The sequence below is a fragment of the Bradyrhizobium daqingense genome (assembly GCF_021044685.1).
Lineage (GTDB): Bacteria > Pseudomonadota > Alphaproteobacteria > Rhizobiales > Xanthobacteraceae > Bradyrhizobium > Bradyrhizobium daqingense.
In genome coordinates, this window is the sequence record NZ_CP088014.1 from 3045677 (window position 1) to 3069813 (window position 24137).

Below are 24137 nucleotides of genomic sequence, written 5' to 3' on the forward strand. Positions count from 1 at the left end.
TGCGGTGCGACACGAGGGTCTATTCCCGTGGAATGGCAGCCGACTGATTTTGCATGACGGGGATGGGCCTTGCCCCGCGATCAACGGCCGATCTGCCGCTCGAGCCGCCGTGCCGCACGGAAATCATCGAGGTGATGGATGTTCGGCTTGAGCGCGGCCTCCTTGGACAGGAGATGATAGACCCGCGCCACCGTGCGCTGCTTCTGCTTCGGCCGCCCGGGCGGCAACGCCCGCGCCTTGCGGACGGCGGCAATGGCGTGCTCGCGAAAATAATCGTAGGCGTCCGACATGGCTCGATGCTCTGCGCCGAGTGGCAGCTGTCGAGGGGCTAACGGGTGTGGGGAAGGGTGGTTCCGTGCAGGGCGCGCTGGATCTGTGCTCGTGCCCCGGACGCAGCGCAGCGCGTCTTCGCGGTGCGCTGCATAGCCGGACACGAGAGTGAGGTGACCTGCTATTTCACCGCGGCGACAGGAACGGGATGATCATCGGCACGCGACGGCAATAGGCGCCGTAGGCGTCCTCGCCGAGTTCCTTCGACAAGAACACTTCTTCCATCCGGCCCTTCTGCCACATACCGAGCGAGATCAGGATCGCGCCGAGGATCGTGGTTACGAGGCCGATTGCGATGCCGGTGACGAGCATGCCGAAGATCAAACCGGTGTAGATCGGGTGCCGCACGATGCCGTAGGGGCCGGTGTCGATCACGCGGTGATCTTCCTTGTGGGTGATGGTGTTGGACCAGAATTTTCCGAGATGCAGCCGGCCCCACCACGCAAAGGCGATGCCGGCGACCGAGAGCACCGCGGCGATGGTGATGCCAGTGTTGCCGAGCACCCAGAGCGGCTTCGAGCCCAGGATTTCCGCAATGAACGGCGTGTACAGGATGCCGCCGACCAGGATCGGCAGGCGATAGCGCTGCGACTCCAGCGTCATGACCTGCTTCTTGGTCCGCCCCTGCCAGAACGACGCGCCGACCCAGCTGAGGAGAAAGGCGAGCCAAATCAGGGCGAGCAGTTGCGTCGGCCAGCTAGTGGTCCAGCCACCCCAGGCCACGGAGAAAAGCTTGCTGAAATCGAAGGACATGAAGGTTCTTTGCGTTAGGCGGCGGCGTTAGCTCGCGCGCGAGGAAAGCGCGTGATGCTTGATGGTGCCGGGGGCCTGCTGACCATTACGTGCGAGCAGGTGGGTGATGGTTTCGCGCAGCACCGGCTCGATCGGGCGCGGCGAATAGCCGAGCTCGTTACGGGCCTTGCCGATCGAAAGATCGCTCGCGGCCAGCGCGATGCGCACGCCCTCGGCCGTGCCGTTGGGCGGCCGGCGCGTGATGTGGTCGGAGATGGCTTCGAGCATGATCGCGGAGAGCTCGGCCATCTTGCCGGGCACGACGATCGGAAATTGCCGCCGGCCGCTCATCGCCGACATCATGCGCAGGATGTTGCCGAGCGGAACGCAGTCGCCGCCGAGAATGTAGCGCTGGCCGAGGCGGCCGCGCTCCATGGTCAGCACGAGGCCCATGGCGACGTCGCGGACGTCGACGAGGTTGACCAGGAAGTCGAGATGCGGCTGCACCTTTTTCTGGAGGAAGTACCAGAGCATCGCGGTCGGCGGCGTCAGATTGTGGTCGGCCGCTCCGATCGGCATGGTCGGCGTGCCGATCACGAGCGGAAAGCCATCGGCCGCAGCCTTGGCCGCACAATGCTCGGCAAGCGATTTCGAGCGCGTATAGGCGCCGGGCATCGCGTCGGCCGGCTGGAGCGCCTCCTCTGCGGGAACACCGTTCAGCTCAGAATAGGGGAACAGGATGGATTCCGTCGAGCAGTGCAGGAAGCGCGACACGCCGCGCTTCATCGCGGCCGCGAGCACGATCTCGGTCCCGCGGCAATTGACCTCGTGAAAGTCCTGCTTGTTGGGAACCCACATGCCGGGCAGGCCGGCAAGATGATAGACCTGATCGACGCCAGCGAGCGCGGCATCGACCGCGTCGCGGTCCAGCACCGAGGCATGGGCATATTCAACGTCCGCATTTCCCGCGGCCGGCGGATGAACATCGAGAACCCGCACCCGCTGCCCACGGGCGCGGAGCGCTTCTACGAGATGATGTCCGATGAAGCCGCTGCCACCGGTAACCAGTACGAGAGCCATGAAGTCGGTTTGCTGTTTCGCTTCTGGAGTTTATCGGGTCGAAAGGGAATTGGTCGGAACAGGCCCCAGAATCGCGGCAAGGTCGCGACGGAAGCCCAGTGCAATGAATAATTTTGCCATCACGAACATCGGTCCAAGCAAAAGATGCGAGGGAAAAGTGAAGAGCGAGGCCTCGCGTCCCTCGAAAACCTTGTGGCCGATGGCCTGCGCGGCGAGGCCGAGCGCCACCAGCACGGCGAAAATCGCCCACATCGCCATCGTGCCGACTTGCGACGCAATGGTGCTCGCAATCGAAAACAGCACGATGGATACCGCCAGAATGCCGAGCCCGAGCCCCGCGTCGAGCAGCAGCCAATAGATCAGGACCGGCAGCGCCAGGATCACCGCCAGGCTGACGTCGAATCCGAACAGCGGCAGCTTGACCAGCGTCAGCGGCATGACAGCGCCCGTGAACAGCAGGAGGATGCCGACCACATGCATTGCCGTGTTCCGGGGATCGCGATGGTACTCGACGTAGACGGCAAGTTGGCGCTGAAAAAAGCCACCCATTTCGGTCTCATGCAACTCGGGTCGGGGGAAGGGCGAGCAGAGGCTATAGCACCGGACCGGGCGGTGCACAAACCGGCACTATTGTCGCGCGAAACCGTCTGTTGCGCTGTGAGACAGGTCACAAAACGGTCTAGACTTCAAAGGGTTCCGTCGAAGATTACGATGCGCGCGCTCAGCGCTTCTTGGCGGGCTTTTTCGCCGCAGGCGCAGGCGCTGCTGCAGGATGGGCAGGCTCCTCCGGCAGCTTGGCATAGGTCAGAATTTGCAACTGGCCGTTGACGGCGGAGGTCGGCTTGGCCCGATCGAGAAACTGTTCCTCGCCGAGGCCGATCGGATGCAGGCGCTTGGTCGAGATCTTGAACGTGTTCACCAGCACGTCGCGGATCGCATCCGCCCGGCGCTGGCTCAGGATCGCATTGGCCTCGCGCGTCTTCGAATTGGATTCGACATGGCCGACGATGAGGAAGGTGTAGGGCAGCAGCGAGGAATGCACCAGCGCGTCCGCGATGCGGCCGACGGTCTGGTACGACGATGGCTGGATGATCGGGGTGTCGGCATCGAACTGGATCTGCGCGTTGAAGGCGGGCAGCTTGGCGAGGTCGGGTGCGATCAGCGGCCGGTTCACCGGACCGGGATCGTTCTTGATCCTGGTCTTGGCGCGCTCCATCACCTGCTGCTTCAGTGCGTGAAGATCGACCTCGGCGGCTTGCTCGAAATGGTTCAGCTTGGCGACGATGTCGTCGCGGGTCGGCGCCGCCGTCTGCGCGCGCGCGGCGCCCGCGAGCAGGGTGAAGCCCAGCGCGATGCCTAGTGCTGCGATGGCGAGCCCTGTCGCGCGCATCAGCGATACCCCGCGTCGTCGACGGCCTTGAGGCAGTTGTTGCTGATGCCCTTGGGCGTCGAGACCAGGCAGGGGACCGACTTGCTGGTCTCCTTGGTGGAGCCGCCGCAGACCTTGACGATCTCGCGCTGGCAGGCGTTCGCCACCGTGACGCGCGCGGCGACGCGCTTCTGGATGGCATCGAAGACGCCGAGATAGTCGCTCGCGCATTGCGGCGAGAGCACGTCGCGGTTGCGCGACAGGCACTCCTTCAGCCGGTTGGAATCGGGGTTGACGCCGCGGCAATTGGCGACGATTTCCGCGCCGCAACTGGCCGCCAGTTTTCCGATCGAATCGCCAAAGCTCATGGTCTGCGCCGCCGCAAGCGACGGCATCCCCAATGCAAGCACGATCAATGTAACGGAGCCCCGGACCATGGGGTGCATCTGATACGGGGAAGTTCGCGGTGGTCAAGGGCTGTTCGGACCAGAACTGGCGAGAGTCCGGCGAGTGCGGCGTCCAGTCCTCACTCCGTGGCCTCAGCCTGGGGATGCCATTCGATCAGGACGGCGGTGTGTTTCCCCAGATCGTCGGCAAACTCCGGATCGGCCTTGAGTTCGTCCAGCGTCCGCGGCGGGGGAAGCTGGCGGCCGTCCGCGATCAACTCCTGCGCATAGAATGCGAGCGCCTCGGGCGCGTTCTCCAAGGCCTCGTCGACGTCGTCGCCGCCGGAAATGCAGCCGGGTAGGTCGGGAAACCAGAGGCCTACCGCATGGTCTGGGCCGGCGTCCTCGATGATGGCGATGTAGTGAGCCATGACGGGCCTCACGCCCTTTGCACGAAGCTGTCCACGACCTTCTTCTCGCCGGCCTTGTCGAAGGCGATGGTCAGCTTGTTGCCGTCGATCTTGGTGACGCGGCCATAGCCGAATTTCTGGTGGAAGACGCGGTCGTCCAGCGCAAATTCCGAGGTCGTGCCGGTGGATTTGGCGACCAGCTCGCCTTCGATCGTCAGGGGCCCGCGGCGGCGCGAGGAGAAGCTGCCGAAATCGGGTGAGGCTGACGTCGAGAACGAGGCGGTCTCTTCCTCGAAACCGCCGCGACCGCCGCCGCCTTGACCGCCCCGGTTGCGATTGGCCTGGGCGCGCTGCCAACCGGGCGTCGAATAGCTGGAGCCGAACGCTTCCATGTCGTCGAAGCGTGAGGCGCCGTAGCCGCCGCTGCCGCCCCAGCCGGAGCCGCCCTTGGATTCCGTGATCTCGACATTGGCTGCCGGCAATTCGTCGAGGAAGCGCGAGGGGATCGTGGTCGACCAGGTGCCATGGATCCGCCGGTTGGTCGCGAAGTAGATTTTCGCGCGGCGGCGGGCGCGGGTCAGGCCGACATGGCCGAGCCGGCGCTCTTCTTCCAGCCCGGCGCGGCCCTGTTCGTCCAGCGTGCGCTGGCTCGGGAACAGGCCTTCCTCCCAGCCCGGCAGGAAGACGTTGTCGAATTCCAGGCCCTTGGCCGAATGCAGCGTCATCAGCGACACCGCATCGTCCTCGGCCCCGCCCTCGCGGTCCATCACCAGCGAGATGTGCTCGAGGAACCCTTGCAGGTTCTCGAACTCCTCCATCGAGCGCACCAGCTCTTTCAGGTTCTCCAGCCGGCCTGCAGCGTCGGCCGAACGGTCCTTCTGCCACATCTCGGTATAGCCGCTCTCGTCGAGCACGATCTGGGCGAGGTCCGTATGCGCGGTGACCTCGCGCTGGGCGCGCCAGCGGTCGAACTGGGTGACGAGATCGCGCAAGGAACCGCGCGCCTTCGGCTTCAGCTCGTCGGTCTCGACCACGGCGCGCGCCGCCTCGAACAAGGGGATGCGGCGCTTGCGGGCGTGATCGTGCAGCATCTGCACGGTGGCGTCACCAAGGCCGCGCTTCGGCGTATTGACGATGCGCTCGAAGGCGAGATCGTCGGCGGGCGAATTGATGACGCGCAGGTAGGCCAGCGCGTCGCGGATCTCGGCGCGCTCGTAGAAGCGCGGGCCGCCGATGACGCGATAGGGCAGGCCGAGCGTGACGAAACGGTCTTCGAATTCGCGCATCTGGTAGGAGGCGCGGACGAGGATGGCGATCTCGTTGAGCTTCTCGCCCTGCCGCTGCAGCTGCTCGATCTCCTCGCCGATGCCGCGGGCTTCCTCTTCGGAATCCCACGAGCCTGTCACCGTGACCTTCTCGCCGTCATGGTCCTCGGTGCGCAGCGTCTTGCCGAGCCGGCCTTCGTTGTGGGCGATCAGATGCGAGGCGGCGGCGAGGATGTGGCCGGTCGAGCGGTAGTTGCGCTCGAGCCGGATCACCTTGGCGCCGGGAAAGTCGTGCTCGAAGCGCAGGATGTTGTCGACCTCGGCGCCGCGCCAGCCGTAGATCGACTGGTCGTCGTCGCCGACGCAGCAGATGTTTTTGACGTGGACTTTTTCAGCGCCCGGAATGGGCAATGCATTGTCTTGGTCGTCACCGGGCCGACGCGAAGCGTCGAGACCCGGTGATCCATCTTGTGAAGAAGCGACGGATTGCCGGGTCAAGCCCGGCAATGACGAGCCGGAAGACGGGGCCTGCGACAAGAGCCGCAGCCACAAATATTGCGCGACGTTGGTGTCCTGGTACTCGTCGACCAGAATGTATTTGAAGCGCTGCTGGTACTGCCGCACGATATCCGGGTGCTCGCGGAAGATGCGGATGTTCTCCAGCAGGAGATCGCCGAAATCGGCGGCGTTCAGAATCTTCAGCCGTTCCTGGTAGCTCGCATAGAGCTTGCCGCCCTTGCCGTTGGCGAAGATCGCAGCTTCGCCCGAGGGCACCTGCGAGGGCATCAGGCCGCGGTTCTTCCAGCCGTCGATCAGGCCGGCCAGCATGCGCGCCGGCCAGCGCTTGTCGTCGATGTTCTCGGCTTGAAGGAGCTGCTTGAGAAGGCGGACCTGATCGTCGACGTCGAGCACGGTGAAGTTCGACTTGAGCTGCGCCAGCTCGGCATGAAAACGCAGGATGCGCCCGCCGATGGAGTGGAAGGTGCCGAGCCACGGCATGCCCTCCACCGCATGGCCGAGCATCTGGCCCAGCCGGTGCTTCATCTCGCGCGCGGCCTTGTTGGTGAAGGTCACCGACAGGATCTCGGCGGGGCGGGCGCGGCCTTGGCTCAGGATGTGGGCGATGCGCGTGGTCAGGACGCGGGTCTTGCCGGTGCCGGCGCCGGCCAGCACCAGGACCGGGCCGTCCAGCGTCTCCACCGCCTCGCGCTGCTCCGGATTGAGCCCGGAGAGATATTTCGGGCCCACCGAGGCGCGCGCACGCGCGGCGATGCCGCCGGCTGCGGGCTGGTGGTCGGGAACGGCTGTGATCTTGCTCGGCTCGGTCATGCGAATCATTGGCCCCACGATGGCACCGCGGGGTGGTGGAAGGGGAGCCTTCTTAACAGGATTGGTCCCCATATGGGGCGTCGGGACCAGGTTTTCCACGTGCGGAGCAGGCTGATTTGTTCCCGCAAAGGCAGCGAATTTCGCTCCTGCAGGGGTCGGAACCATAGTTCCTGCGTCGAGATTGTCTGAACAGGTGGCGCGGCTTGCCGCGCTGGAGACAAGACAGATATCAAGACGAGGGTATGACCATGCTAGGCTGGGTTGTAACGTTTCTGGTTATCGCACTGATCGCCGGTATCCTGGGCTTTGGCGGCATCGCCGGCGCGTCGATCGAAATCGCCAAGATCATCTTCTTCATCGCGGTCGTTCTGTTCCTGGTCTCGGCCGTGGTCGGCCTGGCCCGCGGCCGCAACAGGATATAGCGACTATCGCTTCGAGGGCATCGCCACGTTCCGGCCGATGCCCTCGGGGCGCGCCACGGCGCTGTGGGCTTTCGTGACCGCAGCAATACGCTCGCGGATGTCGGGCGGAAACGGCGCAACGCGCCGGGCGGTCATGTCCATGTGCAGCGACATGTTCTCCGAGGTGGCCGACAGCCAGCCTTCGCTGGCGTGCCTCATCTCCTCGAACGTGTGCAGGCGTTTGTCGTCGGCCTCCAAAAGCCAGACGAAGATCTGCACGGGATCGCCGAGGTGTATCTCCCGCAAGTAACGCACATGGCATTCGGCGGTGAAGGTCGAGCCGTGACGCTCTTTCTTGTAAACCGGACCGATGCCGAGCTCGAGCCAGAACTCGTCGATCGCCCGGTCGAACATCACGTTGTAATAGGCCATGTTGAGATGGCCGTTATAGTCGATCCATTGCGGCTCGATCTGCATGATCGAGGCGCGGAACGGTTCGGCCTTGGGCGCAGCAGCGGTCTCCGGCATGTGTCCTTCCCTGGCTATGCGTCCGGTCGCTTGACTTGACCGGTTAGATGTCCTTTGCCACGGTTCTTCTGTCGGGAGGAATGTCCGTGGGCACCACCATCACCAATAATCCGCTGCGGCCGGAGCCGAAAGCCCTCGCGAGCGCACTGGAGCAGCTCGCCGCACGCTTCGGCAACCGCCTCATCACCTCGCAAGCTGTCCGCGAGCAGCACGGCCATACCACCACATGGATCGTCAACCAGCCGCCGGACGGCGTGGTGATGGCGCAGGAGACCGCCGACATCCAGGACGTGGTGCGGATCTGCGCCAAGAACCGCGTGCCCGTCATTGCCTTCGGCACCGGAACCTCGCTGGAGGGCCAGGTCAATGCGCCCGCCGGCGGCATCTCGATCGACCTGCGCGACATGAACAAGGTGCTCGCGGTGCATGCCGAGGACCTCGATTGCGTGATCCAGCCCGGCGTCACCCGCAAGGCCCTCAACGAGCATCTGCGCGACCAGGGCCTGTTCTTCCCGATCGATCCCGGCGCGGATGCCTCGCTCGGCGGCATGGCCTCGACCCGCGCCTCCGGCACCAATGCGGTGCGCTACGGCACCATGCGCGACAGCGTGCTGGCGCTGAAGGTGGTGCGCGGCGACGGCGAGATCATCACCACGGGGACGCGCGCGAAGAAATCATCTGCGGGCTACGATCTCACCCATCTGTTCGTCGGCGCCGAGGGTACGCTCGGCATCATCTCGGAATTGACCATTCGCCTGCGCGGCATCCCCGAGACCATCGCGGCCGGCGCGGTGTCGTTCGCGACCGTGCACGGCGCCTGTCAGGCGGTGATCCTGGCGATCCAGACCGGCATTCCCGTGGCGCGCATCGAATTGCTCAACGCCGCGCAGGTGCAGGCCTGCAACGCCTATTCCAAGCTGACGCTGCCGGAGACGCCGCTGCTCCTGATGGAATTCCATGGTAGCGAGATCGAGGTCGCCGAGCAGTCCAAGGCCTTCGGCGAGATCGCGAAGGAATGCGGCGGCGGGGATTTCTCCTGGACCACCAAGCCCGAGGACCGCACCAGGCTGTGGCAGGCGCGGCACGACGCCTATTGGTCGGTGAAGGCGCTGCGGCCCGGCGACAGCATCGGCGTGGTCGCGACCGATGTCTGCGTGCCGATCTCGCGGCTCGCCGAATGTGTCGGCGAGACCGAGGAGGATCTCAAGCGCCTCAACCTGCTCTCGCCGATCGTCGGCCATGTCGGTGACGGCAATTTCCATTGCTCGCTGGTCTGCGACACCAACGACGCCGACGAGATGGCGCGCGGCGAGGAATTCATGCATCGCCTGGTCGAGCGCGCGCAGGCGATGGACGGCACCTGCACCGGCGAGCACGGCATCGGCCAGGGCAAGCAGAAATATCTCAAGGCCGAACTCGGTCCCGAAGCGCTGGATGCGATGCGGGCGCTGAAAAAGGCGCTGGATCCGCTCAACATCTTCAACCCCGGCAAGATCGTGCCCGCGGCGTAGCGAGCCGGATGCCGTCTGCGTCCCGGGCTCAGTATCGCCGGTAGTCGCCGCGATAGTGGTCGCCGCCGCGACCGCCACCCATGCCAAGACCGATTCCGACACCGATGCCGATGCCCTGCATCACGGCGGCGGGCGGTGGTCCGGGGGGCGGCGCGCGTTCGTAGACCACCTCCTCGGGCGGCGGGCGGCGCTTGGGCGGGGTCTCGACGACTTTGCGCTTGGGGGGCGTGTCGTCGACGCGCTTCTTGATGATGGGCGGCATGCTCGGATTGACAGGCGTTGCCGGCGGTGTCGGCGTCGAGCACGGGCAGGTCGGTGCCATCGCGACGGCGACCGGCGCGGGCGCGGCAGCGACGGCAGCCGGCTGGCCATAGTTCCGGTTCTGCACGCGGAGCAGCAGCCTGCGCGCGGTCGCGGCGAGGTCGCTGTTGTCCCAATTCGCAAGATAGGCCTCGAACGAGGCGCGGGTGTTGATCGCGGTGGCGCGCTCCCAGGCCAGCATCTGGCGACGCCGTTCCAGTACCGTGCGCAGGCGCGGCGTGCGGGTGTCCTGCGTGTAGAGCTCGATATAGGCCTGATACGCCTCGACCGTGTCCTCGGTGATCACGAGCTCATAGGCGACCATGGCAGGCTTGCCGCGCAACTCCTTGCGCCAGTCATCGAGGCTGCGCGTGCCGCCGGCGAGCGCCATCGCGGATGCGCCGGGCAGGGCGGGCGTGCTGCCGCTGCTCTCGCCGAAGAACCTGAAGTCGGTGGTCAGCGACGAGCTTTCCCAGGGAATCTGCCGGCCGTCGGTCGATTGCGCGACCGCAACGCGGATGCGCTTGAACACTTCCTCGATCGGCAGATTGGGTTGCTTGGCGACTGTCAGCACGGCAGCGGTGTAGGGGCTGTCGATGCCGTTGCCGTCCTCGGCTTCGGCGCCGGGCGAGGTCGAATAGGAGATGAAGGAGCCGGGCGCCCCGGCCTTGGTGTCGACGATCGCAAGCCCGTGGCCGGCGCCGCGGAGCGCGGGGAACGGATTGTTGCGGCAGGCATCGAGCATGAAGATGCGCGCCCGCGTCGGCAGCGCGCCCAGCGTGTTGAGCATGTCGTTCAGCCGCACGCCCTGGAGCGGGATGTCGGCCTCGCGCTTGGGATCGAGATCGACGGGAACGAGATAGTTCTCGCCGTCGATCTGCAGGCCATGGCCAGCATAGAACACCAGGGCGACGGTGTCGGAACCGGCGGCGCTGACCTTGCCGGCGAAATCCGAGATCGCGGCGCGCATCTCGGTCTGCGCCAGATTGGCGACCGTGGTGACGGTGAAGCCGGCATTGCCGAGCAGCTCCGTCATGCCCTTGGCATCGTTGGCGGCATTGGGCAGTTCCGGCACCGTGCGATAGGCGGATTGGCCGATCACCAGCGCGAGCCGCGCTTCGGCTGCGGCGTCGGTCGGCGTCATCAATTGCGTGAGCGCAAGAAGACCGGACGCAAGCAGCAAATTGGAAAAGACCGGACGGCGCATGATGTCACCTCCAACGGCAATGCGCGCGATGATGTCACTTTTCCTAGGGGGCCGCCAAGAGTCCGTCTGTGCTCTGGATCAAGCTCCGCTGCGGCAAAATGGGGCAGGTTGTCGGCCGGAGCGGATGGGCATCGCTCGGGGTGCATCCATGTGAATTGCGCATTGATCCATGCTCCAATTGGATCGATGCCGTGTCCTCACACAAGGATGTCTTTCGCAGGACGATCATCGTCGCGAATCTTCGAAAATTCTAGTCGTTTCGCTGCAGTTGCGGATTGCAGACACGCGCGGGGTGCGGTTCTGATGCGGCCGGCGGCATGCTTGCCTGTGCCGTCGCTTTGGCCATACAGTCCGCGCAACAGGCTGCGGCAACGACCGCGGTGAACAAAAAAGACAACGTGGGAGAGACCGCGCCATGACCATCGTGCCCGTGAACCGTCGCGCGTTCATCAAGTCATCCGCGGCGGTCACCGCCGGTCTCGTGCTCTCCCCCGCCATCATCGGCCGCGCCGAAGCCGCGACACTGAAGCTGAAATGCTCCTCCTCGCTGCCGAACGATCCCAAATTCGCCAACGGCCGCGTCTATTATGACAATCTCGTCAAGAGCCTGAAGGCGAACGGGCTCGGTGAGCAGATCGAGGTCGCGTTCTTCCCCGACAACCAGCTCGGCCAGGAGATCGACGTCATCAACTCGGTGAAGCTCGGCGTCATCGACCTCATGGTATCGGGCTCCTCGATCTCGGCCAATCTGGTGCCGCTGGTCGGCACCTTCGATCTCGGCTTCCTGTTCTCGAGCTTCCCGCAGCAGACCAAGGCCTTCGAGGCCGGCGCCGCCAAGCCGATCGAGGACGCGCTGCTCAAGGGCGGCAACATCCGCATCATCGCCTGGGCCTACAATTTCGGCTCGCGTAGCGTGCTGGCGAAGAAGCCGGTGAAGACGCCGGAGGATCTCGCCGGCCTTAAGATCAGGACGCTGCCCAATCCCGTCATCACGGAATGCCTGCGGCTGATGGGCGCCGCCGCCACGCCGCTGGCGTTCGGCGAGATCTACACGGCCCTGCAGGCCGGCGTGCTCGACGGTCTCGAGCACGATCCGCCGACGATTCTCGCCAGCAAGTTCTTCGAAACGTCGAAGTTATACGCGCTGACGCAGCACAATTTCTCGCCGCTCGCGATCTATTTCAGCGACATGACCTACAACCGCATGGATCCCAAGCTGCGCGAAGGTTTCCTCGATTCCGCCAAGAAGGCCGCGGCCGACACCCGTGCCCACGGGCTCGCGGTCGAGAAGGAGGCGCTGGCGGCCTTGACCGAGAAGGGCGTGACGGTGGCCGAATGCGATCGCGAGGCGTTCAAGAAGCGCGTCGCGCCGCAGACCGAGAACTTCATCAAGGCGCGACCGGACTCCAAGGCCGTCATCGACATCGTCCGCGCGACGCAAGCCTGAGATGACCAGATCAGACGTGGCCATGACCGCCGCTGTGCCCGTCTCGGGCGGCCGCCACGGCAGCATCGCCCTGCTGCTGCGCGCCAGCGACGCGATCGCGGCCGTCCTGCTCGCTGCCGACCTCGTCGTGGTCTGCGCCTCCGTGCTGTTGCGTTTCTTCTTCAACGCGCCGGTCGAATGGTCGGATGACGTTGCGCGGGGGCTGATGGTCGGTTCGGCCTTCTTCGGCGCGGCGAGTGCGCTCGCGCGCGGCGAGAATGTCGGCGTGTCTTTCTTCCGCGATCTCTTGCCACTGCGGCTGCGCGCGCTGGTCGATGCCGCCAGCGCTTTGCTGATCGTGCTGATCTCCGGATATGTCGCTTACCACGCCATCAAGCTGGGTGCGCTGACGGCGGGCCAGACCACCGGCTCCGGCCTGCCGCTGGAACTGACCTTCTATCCGATGGGCGTCGGCGCCCTGTTCATGACGGTGTTCGCGATCGATCATCTCTGCGCGCGGCCGCTCCCTGACATCATCAGGGGCCTCGTCGCCATCATCGTCGTGTCCGGCCTCTATCTCGCCTGGGATTATCTATCGCCGTCCTCGGTGCCGTCGGCGGGCACGCTGATGTTCATCGGCTTCTTCGCCATCCTGTTCGGCGGCTTGCCGATCGGCTTTGCGCTGGCGCTGGCCGCGCTGATCTTGATCTGGGTCGAGGGTGCGTTGCCCGGCGTCATCTTCGCCCAGCAAATGGCGCGCGGCATCGACAATTTCGTCCTGCTGGCGATCCCGTTCTTCATTCTGGTCGGCTACCTCATGGAAGCCAACGGCATGTCGGTGCGCCTGATCGAGCTCTTGCAGCGCGCGGTGGGCCGAATGCGCGGCGGCCTCAACGTCGTGATGGTGGCCTCCATGGTGCTGTTCTCCGGCATCTCCGGCTCGAAGATGGCCGACGTCGCCGCGGTCGGCTCGGTGCTGATCCCGGCCGCGCGCCGCTCCAAGCAGAATCCGGGCGGCGCGGTGGCGCTGCTGGCAGCCTCAGCAGTGATGGCGGAGACCATTCCGCCCTGCATCAATCTGATCATCCTCGGCTTTGTGGCGAATTTGTCCATCGGCGGCCTGTTCGTCGCGGGACTGGTGCCGTCGGCGCTGATGGCGCTGGTGCTGATCGCGGTGTCGATCATCTTCGGCAAGCGTCCCGCGCGGGTCGAGGAGGTCGAGCCGCAGATGCCGGTCTCGGGCCTGTGGAGCGGCGCCATCGCCTCGTTCGGCCTGATCTTCATGATCTTCTTCGGCTTCAAGAGCGGCTTTGCCACCGCGACCGAGATCTCGGCATTCGCCGTCGCCTATGCGCTCGTTGTGGGGGCTGTCGTGTTCCGCGAGCTCGGTTTCAAATCGGCCGCGCACAGCTTCGTGCAGGCGGCGACGCGCGCGGGCCTCGTGCTGTTCATCGTCGCCGCCGCACAATCTCTGGCGTTCACGCTCACATTGCAGCAAGTGCCGCATGCGGTCGCCGATTTCATGCTCGGCCTGTCCAAGACCTCCGGCGTCTGGCTGTTCATGCTGCTGGCGATCGCCGTGCTGATCGTGATGGGCTCGGTGCTGGAGGGCGCGGCGGCGCTGATCATCTTCGGACCGCTGCTGATGCCGGTCGCCGTGCAACTCGGCATCGATTCCCTGCATTTCGGCGTCGTGCTCGTCATCGCGATGGGCATCGGCCTGTTCGCACCGCCGCTCGGGCTCGGGCTGTACGGTGCCTGCCTGATCGGCAACGTGCCGATCGAACAGACGGTGAAGCCGATCATGGGTTATCTTGGCCTCCTGTTCCTCTGTCTCCTCCTCATTGCCTTCGTGCCGTCGCTCTCGACGGCGCTACCGCGTGCGTTCGGCTATTGAGAAGACCTGAAGGAGTCCTATCGTGAAAGTCCTGCTCGCCCATACGCCCGAGATGCGGCGCAACTACTATGGCGATCGCAGCCTGAACGGCCTGCGCGCGGCCGCCGAGGTGATCCTGCACGAGGGCGGCGATGCGCTCGACGCCGCCGGCCTCGTGCGCACGGCGAAAGACGTCGACATCATCGTTGCTGACCGCATGACGGAAGGGCGCGGCGAGATTTTTGCGCAGTTGCCGCGCTTGCGGGCGTTCGTCCGTTGCGCGGTCGACATCCGCAACGTCGATGTCGAGGCGGCCTCGCAGGCCGGCGTGCTCGTCACCCGCGCCGGGCCCGGCTTCGTGCAGGCGGTGGTCGAGCTCGCGCTCGGCTTCATGGTCGATCTCTCCCGCGGCGTGTCGCGCACCACGGCGGACTATCAGGCCGGCCGAAAGCCGGAAGCGCGGATGGGCCGCCAGCTCGCCGGCAGCCGCGTCGGCATCATCGGCTATGGCAGCATCGGGCGCTATCTCGCCGAGGTGGCGAAGGTGCTGCGCATGGAGGTGCTGGTCGCCGATCCCTTCGCAACCGTCACCGATGCCGCGATCCGGCAAGTCGGCCTCGACGATCTGCTCGCCGCATCGGACTACGTCGTCTGCCTTGCGATAGCCAACGAGCAGACCGAGAATCTGATCGGCGAGGCGGCGCTGGCGCGGATGCAGCAGCATGCCGTCTTCATCAATCTCTCGCGCGGCAATCTCGTCGATGAAGCCGCGCTGGCGCGGGCGCTGCGGGAAGGCCGCATCGCCGGCGCGGCCATGGACGTCGGCCGCGCGCCCGACCAGATGCCGACGCCGGAGCTGGCCAGGCTGCCCAACGTCGTCGCGACGCCTCATGTCGGCGGGCTGACGCCGCAGGCGATCGAATATCAGTCGCTGGAAACGGTGCGGCAGGTCGAGGCGATCGTCAGAGGCGAGGTCCCGCAAGGTGCCGTCAACGCCGACCGCTGGACGCGGCGGCGGTGAAGGGCCCTACAGCCGGTCCACCGCCTTGAACGTCCCGTCCTTCTGGATCACCGTCAGAAACACCTTCGGTGGCGTGTCGAGCATGCGCACGCCCACGGTGACGGTGGTGCCGCTGATGTCGAAGCGGCCGACATCGTTGATGGTGCGCAGCAGGCTCGCGCGCGTCGGATTGGGTCCGGCCTTTTCCAGCGCGGCGGCTGCGAGACGGCCGGAGAGATAACCTTCGAGCGACACGAAATCCGGCGTCAGCGTCGGGTCGAACGCTTTCTGCGCCGCCTGATAGTCGGCGACGAGCTTGAGCGAGTGGTCCCAGGGCGAGGGCACGACCTGCGAGACGATGACTCCGTCGCCGTCGGGGCCGAGCTCCGCGGCGAGCGCGTTGGCGCCGACGAAGGAGATGTTGACGAAGGTCGGACGAGCGCCGCTGCGATGCGCAAGCTTGATGAATTCCGCGCAGGGCCCGTAGGTCCCGACCATGACGATGGCCTCGGGGTCGGCGCGCTTGATCATGCGCCAGGCCTGGGCGACCGCGCGGGTGTTGCGCTCGAAGGTGCCTTCAGCCGCGAGCTCGAGGCCGCGCTTGGCAAGCGCGCGCTTCACGCCGGACAGACCATCGCGACCGAAGGAATCGTCCTGGTAGAAGATGCCGATGCGGGTGAACTTGCGGTCCTCGGTGAGATGCTTGATCCAGGCCTCCGCCTCCGCGCCATAGCTGGCGCGGATGTTGACGACGTTTGCAAGCTCGAGGTCGCGCAGGAACTCGGCGCCCGTGAACGGGCCGATGAACGGCACGTTCCTGACGCTGGTGATCGGGATGGTCGCCATGGCAGTCGGCGTGCCGACCGCGCCGATCAGCGCGAACACCTTGTCGTCCTCGATCAGCCGCAGCGTCTGCGCCGCCGAGCGGTCGGGATCGTAGCCGTCATCGCGGCTGATGAGCTGGAGCTTGCGGCCGTGGACGCCGCCCTTGGCGTTGATCTCGGTGAACGCGGCGACGATGCCCTGCCGCATCCGCTGTCCGAGTGCAGAGGAGGGGCCCTCGAGGGCGGCAGCCTGGCCGAACAGGATCGCGTCGTCGCTGACACCGGCCTCGTCGGACTTGGCCGGCAACATCGCTGCGGCGAGCAAGGCGATGGTCAAGGCGATATATGTCGCGGATCGCGATCGTGTCATGAGCGGGCTTGCCGGATGCTGGATGCGTTGTGGCGATGATAGCTCGATCGGGCTGAACAGGTCGCTAATCCGCGACGCGACGGCAAGCCGTACGATTCCGGGCAAAACCGGCAAGTTATGGCCACACTGCAGCATTTCGGTGCGGCAATCGTTAACTACGCCGCGTGATGCGGAACACTCCGCTGCTGAAATTGTGCAGTTCTTAACCGCAATCCCTGCCCGATAGTCCGACTGTCGGCTCAACCAGAAGTTCGGGCCGCGGCGCATGGGAATGTACGGATCAAGATCAGATGGGCGGTCGCGATCAGAACGATCAGGATCGGAGACGTGTGACGGGATGGTGGCGTTTCTCGCCGCTGCTCGGGCTCTATCGCCCTGCGCTCGTCGCCGTCGGTGTCGGTCTCTTGTTCTCGGTCGTGGGGGCGGCCGCCGTGGCGCGATGGGAAAACCGCGTCAACAGGATCGAGTTCGAGAACGCGGCCGAGACCCAGGCGATCGTCATGCAGAACGGCATGAACGAATACATATCCAGGCTTCTCGCGCTGCGCACGCTGTTCGAATCGGCCAACGAGGAAGTCACCCGCAGCGAATTCGAGACCTTCAGCGCCCGCCTGTTCGAGCGCCATCCCGGCATGCTGCGCATCGGCTGGCTGCCGCGCGTCAATCGCAGGGAGCGCGCCGAATACGAAGCCGCGGCGATCACCGACGGCGTGTCCGGCTATCGCATCAAGTCGCTCCAGGGCGAGAGCTTCGCCGTCGCGCCGCAGAGCGACGAGTATTTTCCGGTGTTCTACTCGACCCAGCCGAAGACATCCTCAGTCTACGGCATGGATTACGCGACGGTGCCGGAGCGCCGCGCGGTCCTGGAACGTGCGCGCGACAACGATCGCGTGGCCGCCATTCGCACCCGCCTGTACGAGCCGAGGGAGGGCGCGCGGCTGCCGGACGTCCTCGTCGTCATTCCCGTCTACGCCAAAGGAACCGCGCGCGAGACGGTCGCCGACCGGCGCCGCAATCTCGCCGGCTATGTCGTCGGCATCTTCGACCTGCCGCTGCTGGTCCAGTCCATTCGCGTCACCACCGGCGCAAGCCCCGCTGTCAGCGTCAACGTCTATCCGCCCTTCACCGGGCGGGTCGTCAGCCTGGAGCAAATTCAACCGGATTATTCGTCGGCAGCCACGGCGCCGCAGTCGATGCGCGACGTCGCACGCGCCCTGCATTGGGCGGGCAGCCTCAAGATCGGGGATACCGATTGGCAGGTGCGCGCGATGCCGACGGTGGGCGGTGCATTCGAGACATCCTACGATCGCGCCGCCGCGGTCCTCATCGTCGGCATGCTGCTGACGCTGTCGCTGTCGACCTATCTCATGCTCGCAAGCCGAAATTCGCGGCGGTTGTCGCTGGCAAACCGACGCGTGCTCGAGCTCGCCCAGACCGACATCCTGACTGGCTTACCGAACCGCGCCTTCTTCCTCGCCCGGCTCGACGAGCTCAATGGCCGGCTTCAGGAGGGCGGGCCGACCTTCTCGATCCTGATGCTCGACCTCGACCGCTTCAAGAACGTCAACGATTCCCTCGGCCACGGCGCGGGCGATGCGTTGCTGCGGCAGGTGGCGCAGCGGCTGAAATCCGCCCTGCGCGCCGGCGACGTGCTGGCACGGCTCGGCGGCGACGAATTCGCCATCATCCAGGAGGCTTGCGAGGATCAGCGCGCCTGCTCGACCGAGCTCGCAGGGAGGATCGCCAAGCTGGTCGCCGAGCCGTTCCCGCTGCCCGGCCATCGCGTCGAGATCGGCACCAGCATCGGCATTGCGATCGCGCCGGATCACGGCCGCGACCAGGAGCAGCTGTTGAAGAAGGCGGACCTTGCGCTCTACCGCTCGAAATCGGCAGGCCGCAACTGCTTCACCATCTATGACGAGGCGATGTCAGCCGAGCTCGAGGCGCGCAATACGCTGGAGGGCGATCTGCGCGACGCCATCGCGCGCTGCCAGCTCGAGGTGCACTATCAGCCGTTCGTCGACGTCCTCACCGGCGCGCGGCGCGGCTTCGAGGCGCTGGTGCGCTGGCGCCATCCGACGCGCGGCCTGATCCCGCCGGACCAGTTCATTGCGCTCGCGGAGGAGACCGGACTGGTCGTGCCGCTCGGCGAGTTCGTGCTGCGGCGCGCCTGCGCGGACGCCGCCGGCTGGCCCTCCGAGCTCGCGGTCGCCGTGAATCTGTCGCCGATCCAGTTCAAGGAGCCCGATCTGTTCGAGGTGATCTGCGCGGCACTTGCCGATTCCGGCCTGCCGCCCCAGCGGCTCGAGATCGAGATCACCGAATCCGTGTTGCTGGAGCGCGGCGGCGAGAACCACGCCTTCTTGGAGCGGCTCAAGGGTATCGGCATCGAGCTCGCGCTCGACGATTTCGGCACCGGCTATTCCTCGCTCAGCTATCTCACCGCGTTCCCGTTCGACAAGATCAAGATCGACAAGTCGTTCATCCGCAATCTCACCCAGCAGCCGCGCAGCTCCGCCATCATCTCCGCGATTGTGACGCTGGCACGCGGGCTGGACATGTCGGTCACCGCCGAAGGCGTCGAGACCCGCGAGGAATACGAGCGGTTGAAGGCGCTCGGTGTCAATTTCGCGCAAGGCTATCTGTTCGGCCGGCCGCAGCCGATCGAGCGGATCCTGTTCGACGCGCCGGCCAAATCGTCGCGGCTGGATGCCGCTTGAACACTCGGCCTTCATGGTTCGAGACGCCCGCGTTCGCGGGCTCCTCACCATGAGGGTCTAGGATTTCGCCGCGGATTAGACCTCATCCTGAGGAGACCGCGAAGCGGGCGTCTCGAAGGGTGGCCGCAGAGAAGCGGCCCTCAAACGTGAGTGGGCTCCTGCTCACGAGGCATGCGTGAAAAGCGCTTGACGCGCGCAGTCCCTGATGGTCCGAAGGACCGTCCAGGGATGAAACACACAAACATGCGGCTTCCGTTCTTCTACGGCTGGGTCGTGGTCGCCGTGACCTTCGTCACCATGGCCATCGGCGTTAACGCGCGCACGGCCTTCTCATTGTTCTTTCCGCCGATCATCTCCGAATTCGGCTGGGAGCGCGGCGTTACCGCGGGCGCCTTCTCCTTCGGCTTCGTGGCCTCGGGCGTCGTCAGCCCCCTGATCGGCCGACTGATGGATCGCGCCGGCCCGCGCGCGGTGATGGAGGTCGGCGTCGTGCTGATGGGGGGCGGGCTGCTGCTGGCACCGCTCACCAGCGCGCCCTGGCATCTCTACGTCACCATCGGCGTCATGGTCGGCGCCGGCTCGGTATGCCTCGGCTATTCCGGCCAATCGCTGTTCCTGCCGAACTGGTTCATCCGCAAGCGCGGCTTCGCCATCGGCATCGCTTTCGCCGGCGTCGGCATCGGCTCGGTGACGCTGCTGCCATGGGTGCAGCACATGATCGAGCAGACCGGCTGGCGCACCGCCTGCACCGCGATGGGGCTGTTGGTCCTGATCGTGCTGGCGCCGATCAATCTGTTGCTGCGCAAACGGCCCGAGGACATGGGCCTTCAGCCGGACGGCGATGCAGCTCCGGTCCCGGGCGCTGCCAAAGCCGTCTCCAACATCGTCGATCCCGTCTGGGCCGGCACCGAATGGACGCTGAAACGCGCGGTTGCGACGGCGCGCTTCTGGTGGATCGCGCTCGGTTATTTCTGCGGCCTGTACATCTGGTACGCGGTGCAGGTGCACCAGACCAAATTCCTGCTCGACATCGGCTTCAGCCCTGGCGTCGCGGTGTGGGCGCTCGGCATCGTCAGCCTGCTCGGCATTCCCGGCCAGATATTGCTCGGCCATGTCTCCGACCGGATCGGGCGGGAATGGGTGTGGGCGATCAGCTGCGCGGGCTTTGCGATCTGCTTCGCCGCGCTGATGGCGTTGAAATTCTCGCCGTCATTGTGGCTGATCTATCTCATGGTGTTCACCCAAGGCGCGCTGGGCTACGGCCTCACCTCGATCATGGGCGCGGTGGTGTTCGAAATCTTCCAGGGCAGGCACCAGGGCAGCATCTTCGGTACGATCATGCTGGCTGCGCTGGCGGGCGGCGCGGCCGGTCCCTGGGTGACCGGCTTCCTCTACGATCGCACCGGCGATTACACGCTCGCCTTCGGCATCGCGATGATCGTGAGCGTCTTGTCGGCGCTGTCGATCTGGCAGGCGGCGCCGCGCAAGGTGCGGGTGGTGGCCGGCCGGCTGCACGAGCGTTAGACGGGATCCGACGCGGAATGGGGTTCCTGTGCATGGTGCCTTGCGACAGAAACTTCGCAGGTGCTGCTGACCGGGCTCGAATGCGCCGACGATGGGCTCGTCGTGGTCCTCAGTCGGCCGCATCTCTGCAGATCATCGCGTTACTGAACGAAATAGGTCCTAAAGCTCAGCCAACTCTGCGGTGAGTGCCCTGGCGGCGAGCAGATCAGGCGTTTCGAAGCCTTCCGCAAACCATCCGTACGTCGAGGCAAGGAGGGCTCGCGCCTCGATAGATCTGCCTTCGTCGCTCCAAAGCCGGGCCAGACTCATGGCCGCACGCAGCTCGAACGACCTCGCACCTTGCCTGCGGGCGACATCAAGCGCAGTTTGCAAACAAGCCTCGACCGCATGCGCTGGAGCTCCACGAATGCGCCGCAGTTCGCCATCGATGCGTGCAACTTCTGCCTCCCAAATATGTTCGTCATTGCGAGCGGCGAGGTCCTTCGCTTCTGCCAGCGCCGCGAGCCCTCTCTCGCCATCACCAAGTTGCAAATAGGTTGATGCCAGCATGCACAAGTAGCGGACCTGGTACCAACTGGCTCCCAGTCCGTCTCGATCATTCAAACCTTTGCGCATGAGCGCCAGGCCACCCTCCGCGTCACCTTGCTGCGCCATGACCCAGCCTCGAAGAATGAGGCCGCTCAACCGCCAGTAGTTCAAGCTGTGCTGATCGGCGAGGTTGATGATGGCGTCGGCGTGCCCATGCACTGCCGCCACGTCACCCATCAGCTCCGCAGGTCCCGCTCCGCCATAGACGGCGACGTGGGCGGTAAGGTTCGTCTGGTTCAGCTCCGCGGCGTACTCAAACGCCGCGCGGCTTGTTCTCAAGGCCCGGTCGGGATAGCCAAGGATCCAAAGCACGATGGCCAAGTAGGGTAACGCGGAGGCCTTCGGGTCATGGACATAGTGCACAGGCGCTGGCCGATGGGTGTGCGGGTCATAGCGACTCAAGATCGTCTCGAACTCGCAGTGGGCCGTAGGAAAGTCACCCGCGTGCATGGCTGTGAGAGCCGCCATGCGATGCGCACCCAATTCCAGCGCCGTGTCCCTGGTGCGTTCGGCGGCGAGGCGTGCCTCGCCCACCAGCCTCTGCATGGCGCCGTAGTCGCCTCTCACGAAATGGAAAATATACTTGCCGCTAAGTGTCGCGAACAACGCATCCTTGTCATCGAGCTCGCGGCAGAGCGCATGAGCCCTGCTGAAGGCAGTGCCAAGCTGCGGAGCCGTGTATCCATGAATGGCGATCAGCGGACCTCCAATTGCCGTCTGAAGCGCGAGTTCTTGGCGATCCCGCTCCGGCCCTTCAGGACAGGCGTTGAGCGCCTGCAATCCTCTGGTGAGATGAGTGATTGCTTCGAGATTGGCGGAACGTCCGGCGGCATTTCGGCCGGCCTGCAGCCAATAGCCGACCGCCTTGGCCGCCAGGCCGGCCTCTGTGAGATGTAAAGCTATCGTCTCCGGCTCCATCTCCGCACGTGCAGGATAATGTTCTCTCAGAGCTGCGGCGATACGAGTGTGGATCTGCTGTCGCTTGCTCTTCAGGAGGCTCTCGTGCGCGATGTCCTGTACCAGCGCATGCTTGAAGCTGTAGCCGATGTCCGGAGGCACTCCACGCCGGAAGATGAGTTCCGCCTCCAGGAGTTCATTGATGGCGCGCTGGAGGGCATCCTCATCGAGCGGCGTTACGGCTTTCAAAAGGTTATGTCCAAACTCACGCCCAATGCAGGCAGCAATCTGGGCGACTTCCTTGACGGGTGCCAACCGGTCAAGACGGGCCATCAACGAATCCTGGAGCGTTGTCGGGATCGCCAGCGGCGGCAAAGGACCTATAAGCTCATAACAGCTTCCCCGATCCTTGAGCAGCCCAGATTCGAGGACGGTCTTGGTGAGCTCCTCGACGAACAACGGCACGCCGTCCGTCTTCGCCAAGATCTGCTCGAGCACCTCCTGCGGAAGCAGCTTTCCGCCGGTTATCCGGTCGATCACGGCAGTACCTTGCTTGCGCCCCAGCCGGCTCAAAAAGATTGCCGCCACATGTCCATGTGCCGTCCAGCGCGGCACGAATTCCGATCGGAAAGTCACAACCATCAGGATCGAGTGGCGCTGCACCTCGTCAACAGCCCGATCAATGAGTTCGAGCGTGGTGGGATCGGCCCAGTGGACATCCTCGTAAATGGCAAGAACCGGTTGCTTTGCCGCCAAGCCCTTTATCTGCTCCAGCAAAGCCTGGAACGTTCGCTCCTTCTTTTGGTGTGGACTAAGCTCCAATGGAGAGTAGCGCTTGCCTGTCGGGATGGCCAATAGGTCCGCGAGAACCGGTGCGCTGTCACGCACGTCGTCTGTCGCAAGAGTGAGCATCGCCTCAAGGTTGTCGAGCTGTTCTTCGGAAGGGTCCTCCCGCCGTATTCCCGCTGCCCGTTCAAGCAGCCCCACGATAGGATACAGGGCGCTGTTGGTATGGAACGGCGAGCAGAAATGGCTGAGGCGTGTGTGCGGCACGCCTGCAAGCCGGTCGCCTAGCGCTCGCACGAGGTGGGATTTGCCGATGCCGGGTTCGCCGCCGAGAAGGACGATCTGTCCCTCTCGCCCTTTCGCTTGTTCCCAGCGATCCAGGAGAAGTGCGAGTTCCTGATCGCGCCCGACCAGGGCGGCCGTCGACATCCCGTGCTGGGCATCAAATCGACTCTCGGCCGCGCCCTCGCCGGTGACGAGCCACGCCTGCACCGGTCCAGGGAAGCCCTTGAGAGGCACCGTCCCCAAGTCCTGGTACATGAAGGCTTCTCCGATAAGGCGGCGCGTTGAATCGGCGATTGCAACACCGCCGGGTTCGGCAAGCCCTTGCAAGCGGGCGGCCAGATTCGGGGTCTCTCCAATGACCGACCGCTCGCGGGCTTCTCCCTCGCCAACCAGTTCGCCGACGACGACCAGACCGGTTGCGATGCCAACGCGAGCGGCCAGCGTTGCACCAGTCGGCTCGGTAAGGGCCGCGACCGCCTTGGATATCCGAAGCCCGGCGCGAACCGCACGCTCCGCTTCATCTTCATGCGCGCGCGGCCAGCCGAAGTAAGCGAGAACGCCGTCGCCCAGGAACTTGGCAACGTGGCCTTCGAACCTGGTGATCTCGCTCGCGACCGTATTGTGGTAGGCCCGTATCAAGTCCCGCATCTCCTCAGGATCACGTCCCGAGGCGAGTGCAGTCGAGCCGACCAGATCGACAAACATGACCGTGAGCTGTCGCCGGTCTGCTTCCGGCGGCAGTGGCAGTTTTGGCTGTTCGGTCGCAGCGCGAACCTTCACGGATATGGGACCGCTCGGCAGAGCGAGTGTGCGAATTGCCTTCAGCACCGTCTTGCGCGGGCCGAGCGGTAAACCGAGTTCCCGCAAGTCGTCCTCAGTCAGTTCTGGCAGGATCTCAGGCGTGACTTCCGCATCCTGGAAGGCCTGGGAGTAGCGCTCCAGCCCAAGACCACGAAGCCATTCCGCTATGTTCACGCGATGCCTCCTCGCTTG

At 65.0% G+C, this 24137-nt stretch carries 19 protein-coding genes; 7 read left to right on the forward strand and 12 right to left on the reverse strand.

The window, feature by feature from the left end; genetic code table 11:
• Positions 1-80: 80 nt before the first annotated feature.
• The 8 genes from LPJ38_RS14570 to LPJ38_RS14605 form a co-directional block, all read right to left on the reverse strand.
• Complete coding sequence (locus tag LPJ38_RS14570) at positions 81-290, reverse strand: hypothetical protein (protein WP_145636193.1); 210 nt, start codon at positions 288-290, stop codon at positions 81-83.
• Positions 291-456: 166 nt separating this feature from the next.
• The gene (locus tag LPJ38_RS14575) at positions 457-1083 is read right to left on the reverse strand and encodes a methyltransferase family protein (protein WP_145636207.1); all 627 of its coding nucleotides are present in this window, start codon (positions 1081-1083) and stop codon (positions 457-459) included.
• A 27-nt stretch (positions 1084-1110) separates the two neighbouring features.
• Positions 1111-2142: an NAD-dependent epimerase/dehydratase family protein gene (locus tag LPJ38_RS14580; protein ID WP_145636220.1), complete on the reverse strand. Its 1032-nt coding sequence runs from the start codon at positions 2140-2142 to the stop codon at positions 1111-1113.
• Positions 2143-2172: 30 nt separating this feature from the next.
• Positions 2173-2691: an Mpo1 family 2-hydroxy fatty acid dioxygenase gene (locus LPJ38_RS14585; protein WP_145636227.1), complete on the reverse strand. Its 519-nt coding sequence runs from the start codon at positions 2689-2691 to the stop codon at positions 2173-2175.
• Between the two features lie 172 nt (positions 2692-2863).
• Positions 2864-3532, reverse strand: coding sequence for an OmpA family protein (locus tag LPJ38_RS14590; protein ID WP_145636237.1), 669 nt, complete (start codon positions 3530-3532; stop codon positions 2864-2866).
• On the reverse strand, positions 3532-3948 hold the full coding sequence (locus LPJ38_RS14595) for a hypothetical protein (protein ID WP_145636250.1): 417 nt from the start codon (positions 3946-3948) through the stop codon (positions 3532-3534). The genes LPJ38_RS14590 and LPJ38_RS14595 overlap by 1 nt, the downstream gene beginning before the upstream one ends.
• Before the next feature lie 89 nt (positions 3949-4037).
• Entirely contained in the window at positions 4038-4328 is a 291-nt protein-coding gene (locus tag LPJ38_RS14600; protein WP_145636264.1) for a type II toxin-antitoxin system HicB family antitoxin, read from the reverse strand.
• Between the two features lie 8 nt (positions 4329-4336).
• Positions 4337-6910: an ATP-dependent helicase gene (locus LPJ38_RS14605; RefSeq protein WP_145636279.1), complete on the reverse strand. Its 2574-nt coding sequence runs from the start codon at positions 6908-6910 to the stop codon at positions 4337-4339.
• 239 nt (positions 6911-7149) lie between these two features.
• Here LPJ38_RS14605 and LPJ38_RS14610 point away from each other — a divergent pair, with 239 nt between their 5' ends.
• The gene (locus LPJ38_RS14610) at positions 7150-7323 is read left to right on the forward strand and encodes a DUF1328 domain-containing protein (RefSeq protein ID WP_008556598.1); all 174 of its coding nucleotides are present in this window, start codon (positions 7150-7152) and stop codon (positions 7321-7323) included.
• A 3-nt stretch (positions 7324-7326) separates the two neighbouring features.
• Here the strand turns inward: LPJ38_RS14610 and LPJ38_RS14615 are convergent, their stop codons facing one another.
• Positions 7327-7830 carry a thioesterase family protein gene (locus LPJ38_RS14615; RefSeq protein ID WP_145636293.1) on the reverse strand — a complete coding sequence of 168 codons (504 nt, stop codon included), beginning with the start codon at positions 7828-7830 and terminating at the stop codon, positions 7327-7329.
• 86 nt (positions 7831-7916) lie between these two features.
• Between LPJ38_RS14615 and LPJ38_RS14620 the strand changes: the two genes are divergently transcribed.
• Positions 7917-9341, forward strand: coding sequence for an FAD-binding oxidoreductase (locus LPJ38_RS14620; RefSeq protein ID WP_145636308.1), 1425 nt, complete (start codon positions 7917-7919; stop codon positions 9339-9341).
• A 28-nt stretch (positions 9342-9369) separates the two neighbouring features.
• Here the strand turns inward: LPJ38_RS14620 and LPJ38_RS14625 are convergent, their stop codons facing one another.
• Entirely contained in the window at positions 9370-10848 is a 1479-nt protein-coding gene (locus LPJ38_RS14625; protein WP_145636325.1) for a caspase family protein, read from the reverse strand.
• A gap of 415 nt (positions 10849-11263) precedes the next feature.
• Here LPJ38_RS14625 and LPJ38_RS14630 point away from each other — a divergent pair, with 415 nt between their 5' ends.
• From LPJ38_RS14630 to LPJ38_RS14640, 3 genes are read left to right on the forward strand one after another with little or no spacing between them, the layout of a single operon-like run.
• Positions 11264-12295, forward strand: coding sequence for a TRAP transporter substrate-binding protein (locus LPJ38_RS14630; protein ID WP_145636339.1), 1032 nt, complete (start codon positions 11264-11266; stop codon positions 12293-12295).
• Position 12296: 1 nt separating this feature from the next.
• The gene (locus LPJ38_RS14635) at positions 12297-14171 is read left to right on the forward strand and encodes a TRAP transporter large permease (RefSeq protein WP_231088638.1); all 1875 of its coding nucleotides are present in this window, start codon (positions 12297-12299) and stop codon (positions 14169-14171) included.
• Between the two features lie 22 nt (positions 14172-14193).
• Positions 14194-15171 carry a hydroxyacid dehydrogenase gene (locus LPJ38_RS14640; RefSeq protein WP_145636354.1) on the forward strand — a complete coding sequence of 326 codons (978 nt, stop codon included), beginning with the start codon at positions 14194-14196 and terminating at the stop codon, positions 15169-15171.
• Between the two features lie 6 nt (positions 15172-15177).
• On the opposite strand, the gene LPJ38_RS14645 is transcribed toward LPJ38_RS14640, so the two are convergent.
• On the reverse strand, positions 15178-16344 hold the full coding sequence (locus LPJ38_RS14645; protein WP_145636369.1) for an ABC transporter substrate-binding protein: 1167 nt from the start codon (positions 16342-16344) through the stop codon (positions 15178-15180).
• A 290-nt stretch (positions 16345-16634) separates the two neighbouring features.
• Between LPJ38_RS14645 and LPJ38_RS14650 the strand changes: the two genes are divergently transcribed.
• A complete protein-coding gene (locus LPJ38_RS14650) occupies positions 16635-19064 on the forward strand; it encodes a bifunctional diguanylate cyclase/phosphodiesterase (protein WP_145636383.1) in 2430 nt (809 codons plus the stop codon).
• 243 nt (positions 19065-19307) lie between these two features.
• Positions 19308-20588 (forward strand): MFS transporter, encoded by a 1281-nt coding sequence (locus LPJ38_RS14655; protein WP_145637207.1) that lies wholly within the window; start codon positions 19308-19310, stop codon positions 20586-20588.
• A 159-nt stretch (positions 20589-20747) separates the two neighbouring features.
• Here LPJ38_RS14655 and LPJ38_RS14660 read toward each other — a convergent pair whose 3' ends face one another.
• A complete protein-coding gene (locus LPJ38_RS14660) occupies positions 20748-24119 on the reverse strand; it encodes an adenylate/guanylate cyclase domain-containing protein (RefSeq protein ID WP_145636396.1) in 3372 nt (1123 codons plus the stop codon).
• Between the last annotated feature and the right edge of the window lie 18 nt (positions 24120-24137).

Bases quoted from the DNA above. Each gene is read 5' to 3' on its own strand.
- LPJ38_RS14605 (WP_145636279.1), bottom strand. From the start codon at position 6,910: ATGATTCGCATGACCGAGCCGAGCAAGATCACAGCCGTTCCCGACCAC.
- LPJ38_RS14580 (WP_145636220.1), bottom strand. From the start codon at position 2,142: ATGGCTCTCGTACTGGTTACCGGTGGCAGCGGCTTCATCGGACATCAT.
- LPJ38_RS14595 (WP_145636250.1), bottom strand. From the start codon at position 3,948: ATGGTCCGGGGCTCCGTTACATTGATCGTGCTTGCATTGGGGATGCCG.
- LPJ38_RS14570 (WP_145636193.1), bottom strand. From the start codon at position 290: ATGTCGGACGCCTACGATTATTTTCGCGAGCACGCCATTGCCGCCGTC.
- LPJ38_RS14625 (WP_145636325.1), bottom strand. From the start codon at position 10,848: ATGCGCCGTCCGGTCTTTTCCAATTTGCTGCTTGCGTCCGGTCTTCTT.
- LPJ38_RS14590 (WP_145636237.1), bottom strand. From the start codon at position 3,532: ATGCGCGCGACAGGGCTCGCCATCGCAGCACTAGGCATCGCGCTGGGC.
- LPJ38_RS14650 (WP_145636383.1), top strand. From the start codon at position 16,635: ATGGGCGGTCGCGATCAGAACGATCAGGATCGGAGACGTGTGACGGGA.
- LPJ38_RS14655 (WP_145637207.1), top strand. From the start codon at position 19,308: ATGCGGCTTCCGTTCTTCTACGGCTGGGTCGTGGTCGCCGTGACCTTC.
- LPJ38_RS14575 (WP_145636207.1), bottom strand. From the start codon at position 1,083: ATGTCCTTCGATTTCAGCAAGCTTTTCTCCGTGGCCTGGGGTGGCTGG.
- LPJ38_RS14645 (WP_145636369.1), bottom strand. From the start codon at position 16,344: ATGACACGATCGCGATCCGCGACATATATCGCCTTGACCATCGCCTTG.
- LPJ38_RS14585 (WP_145636227.1), bottom strand. From the start codon at position 2,691: ATGGGTGGCTTTTTTCAGCGCCAACTTGCCGTCTACGTCGAGTACCAT.
- LPJ38_RS14635 (WP_231088638.1), top strand. From the start codon at position 12,297: ATGACCAGATCAGACGTGGCCATGACCGCCGCTGTGCCCGTCTCGGGC.
- LPJ38_RS14610 (WP_008556598.1), top strand. From the start codon at position 7,150: ATGCTAGGCTGGGTTGTAACGTTTCTGGTTATCGCACTGATCGCCGGT.
- LPJ38_RS14615 (WP_145636293.1), bottom strand. From the start codon at position 7,830: ATGCCGGAGACCGCTGCTGCGCCCAAGGCCGAACCGTTCCGCGCCTCG.
- LPJ38_RS14630 (WP_145636339.1), top strand. From the start codon at position 11,264: ATGACCATCGTGCCCGTGAACCGTCGCGCGTTCATCAAGTCATCCGCG.
- LPJ38_RS14600 (WP_145636264.1), bottom strand. From the start codon at position 4,328: ATGGCTCACTACATCGCCATCATCGAGGACGCCGGCCCAGACCATGCG.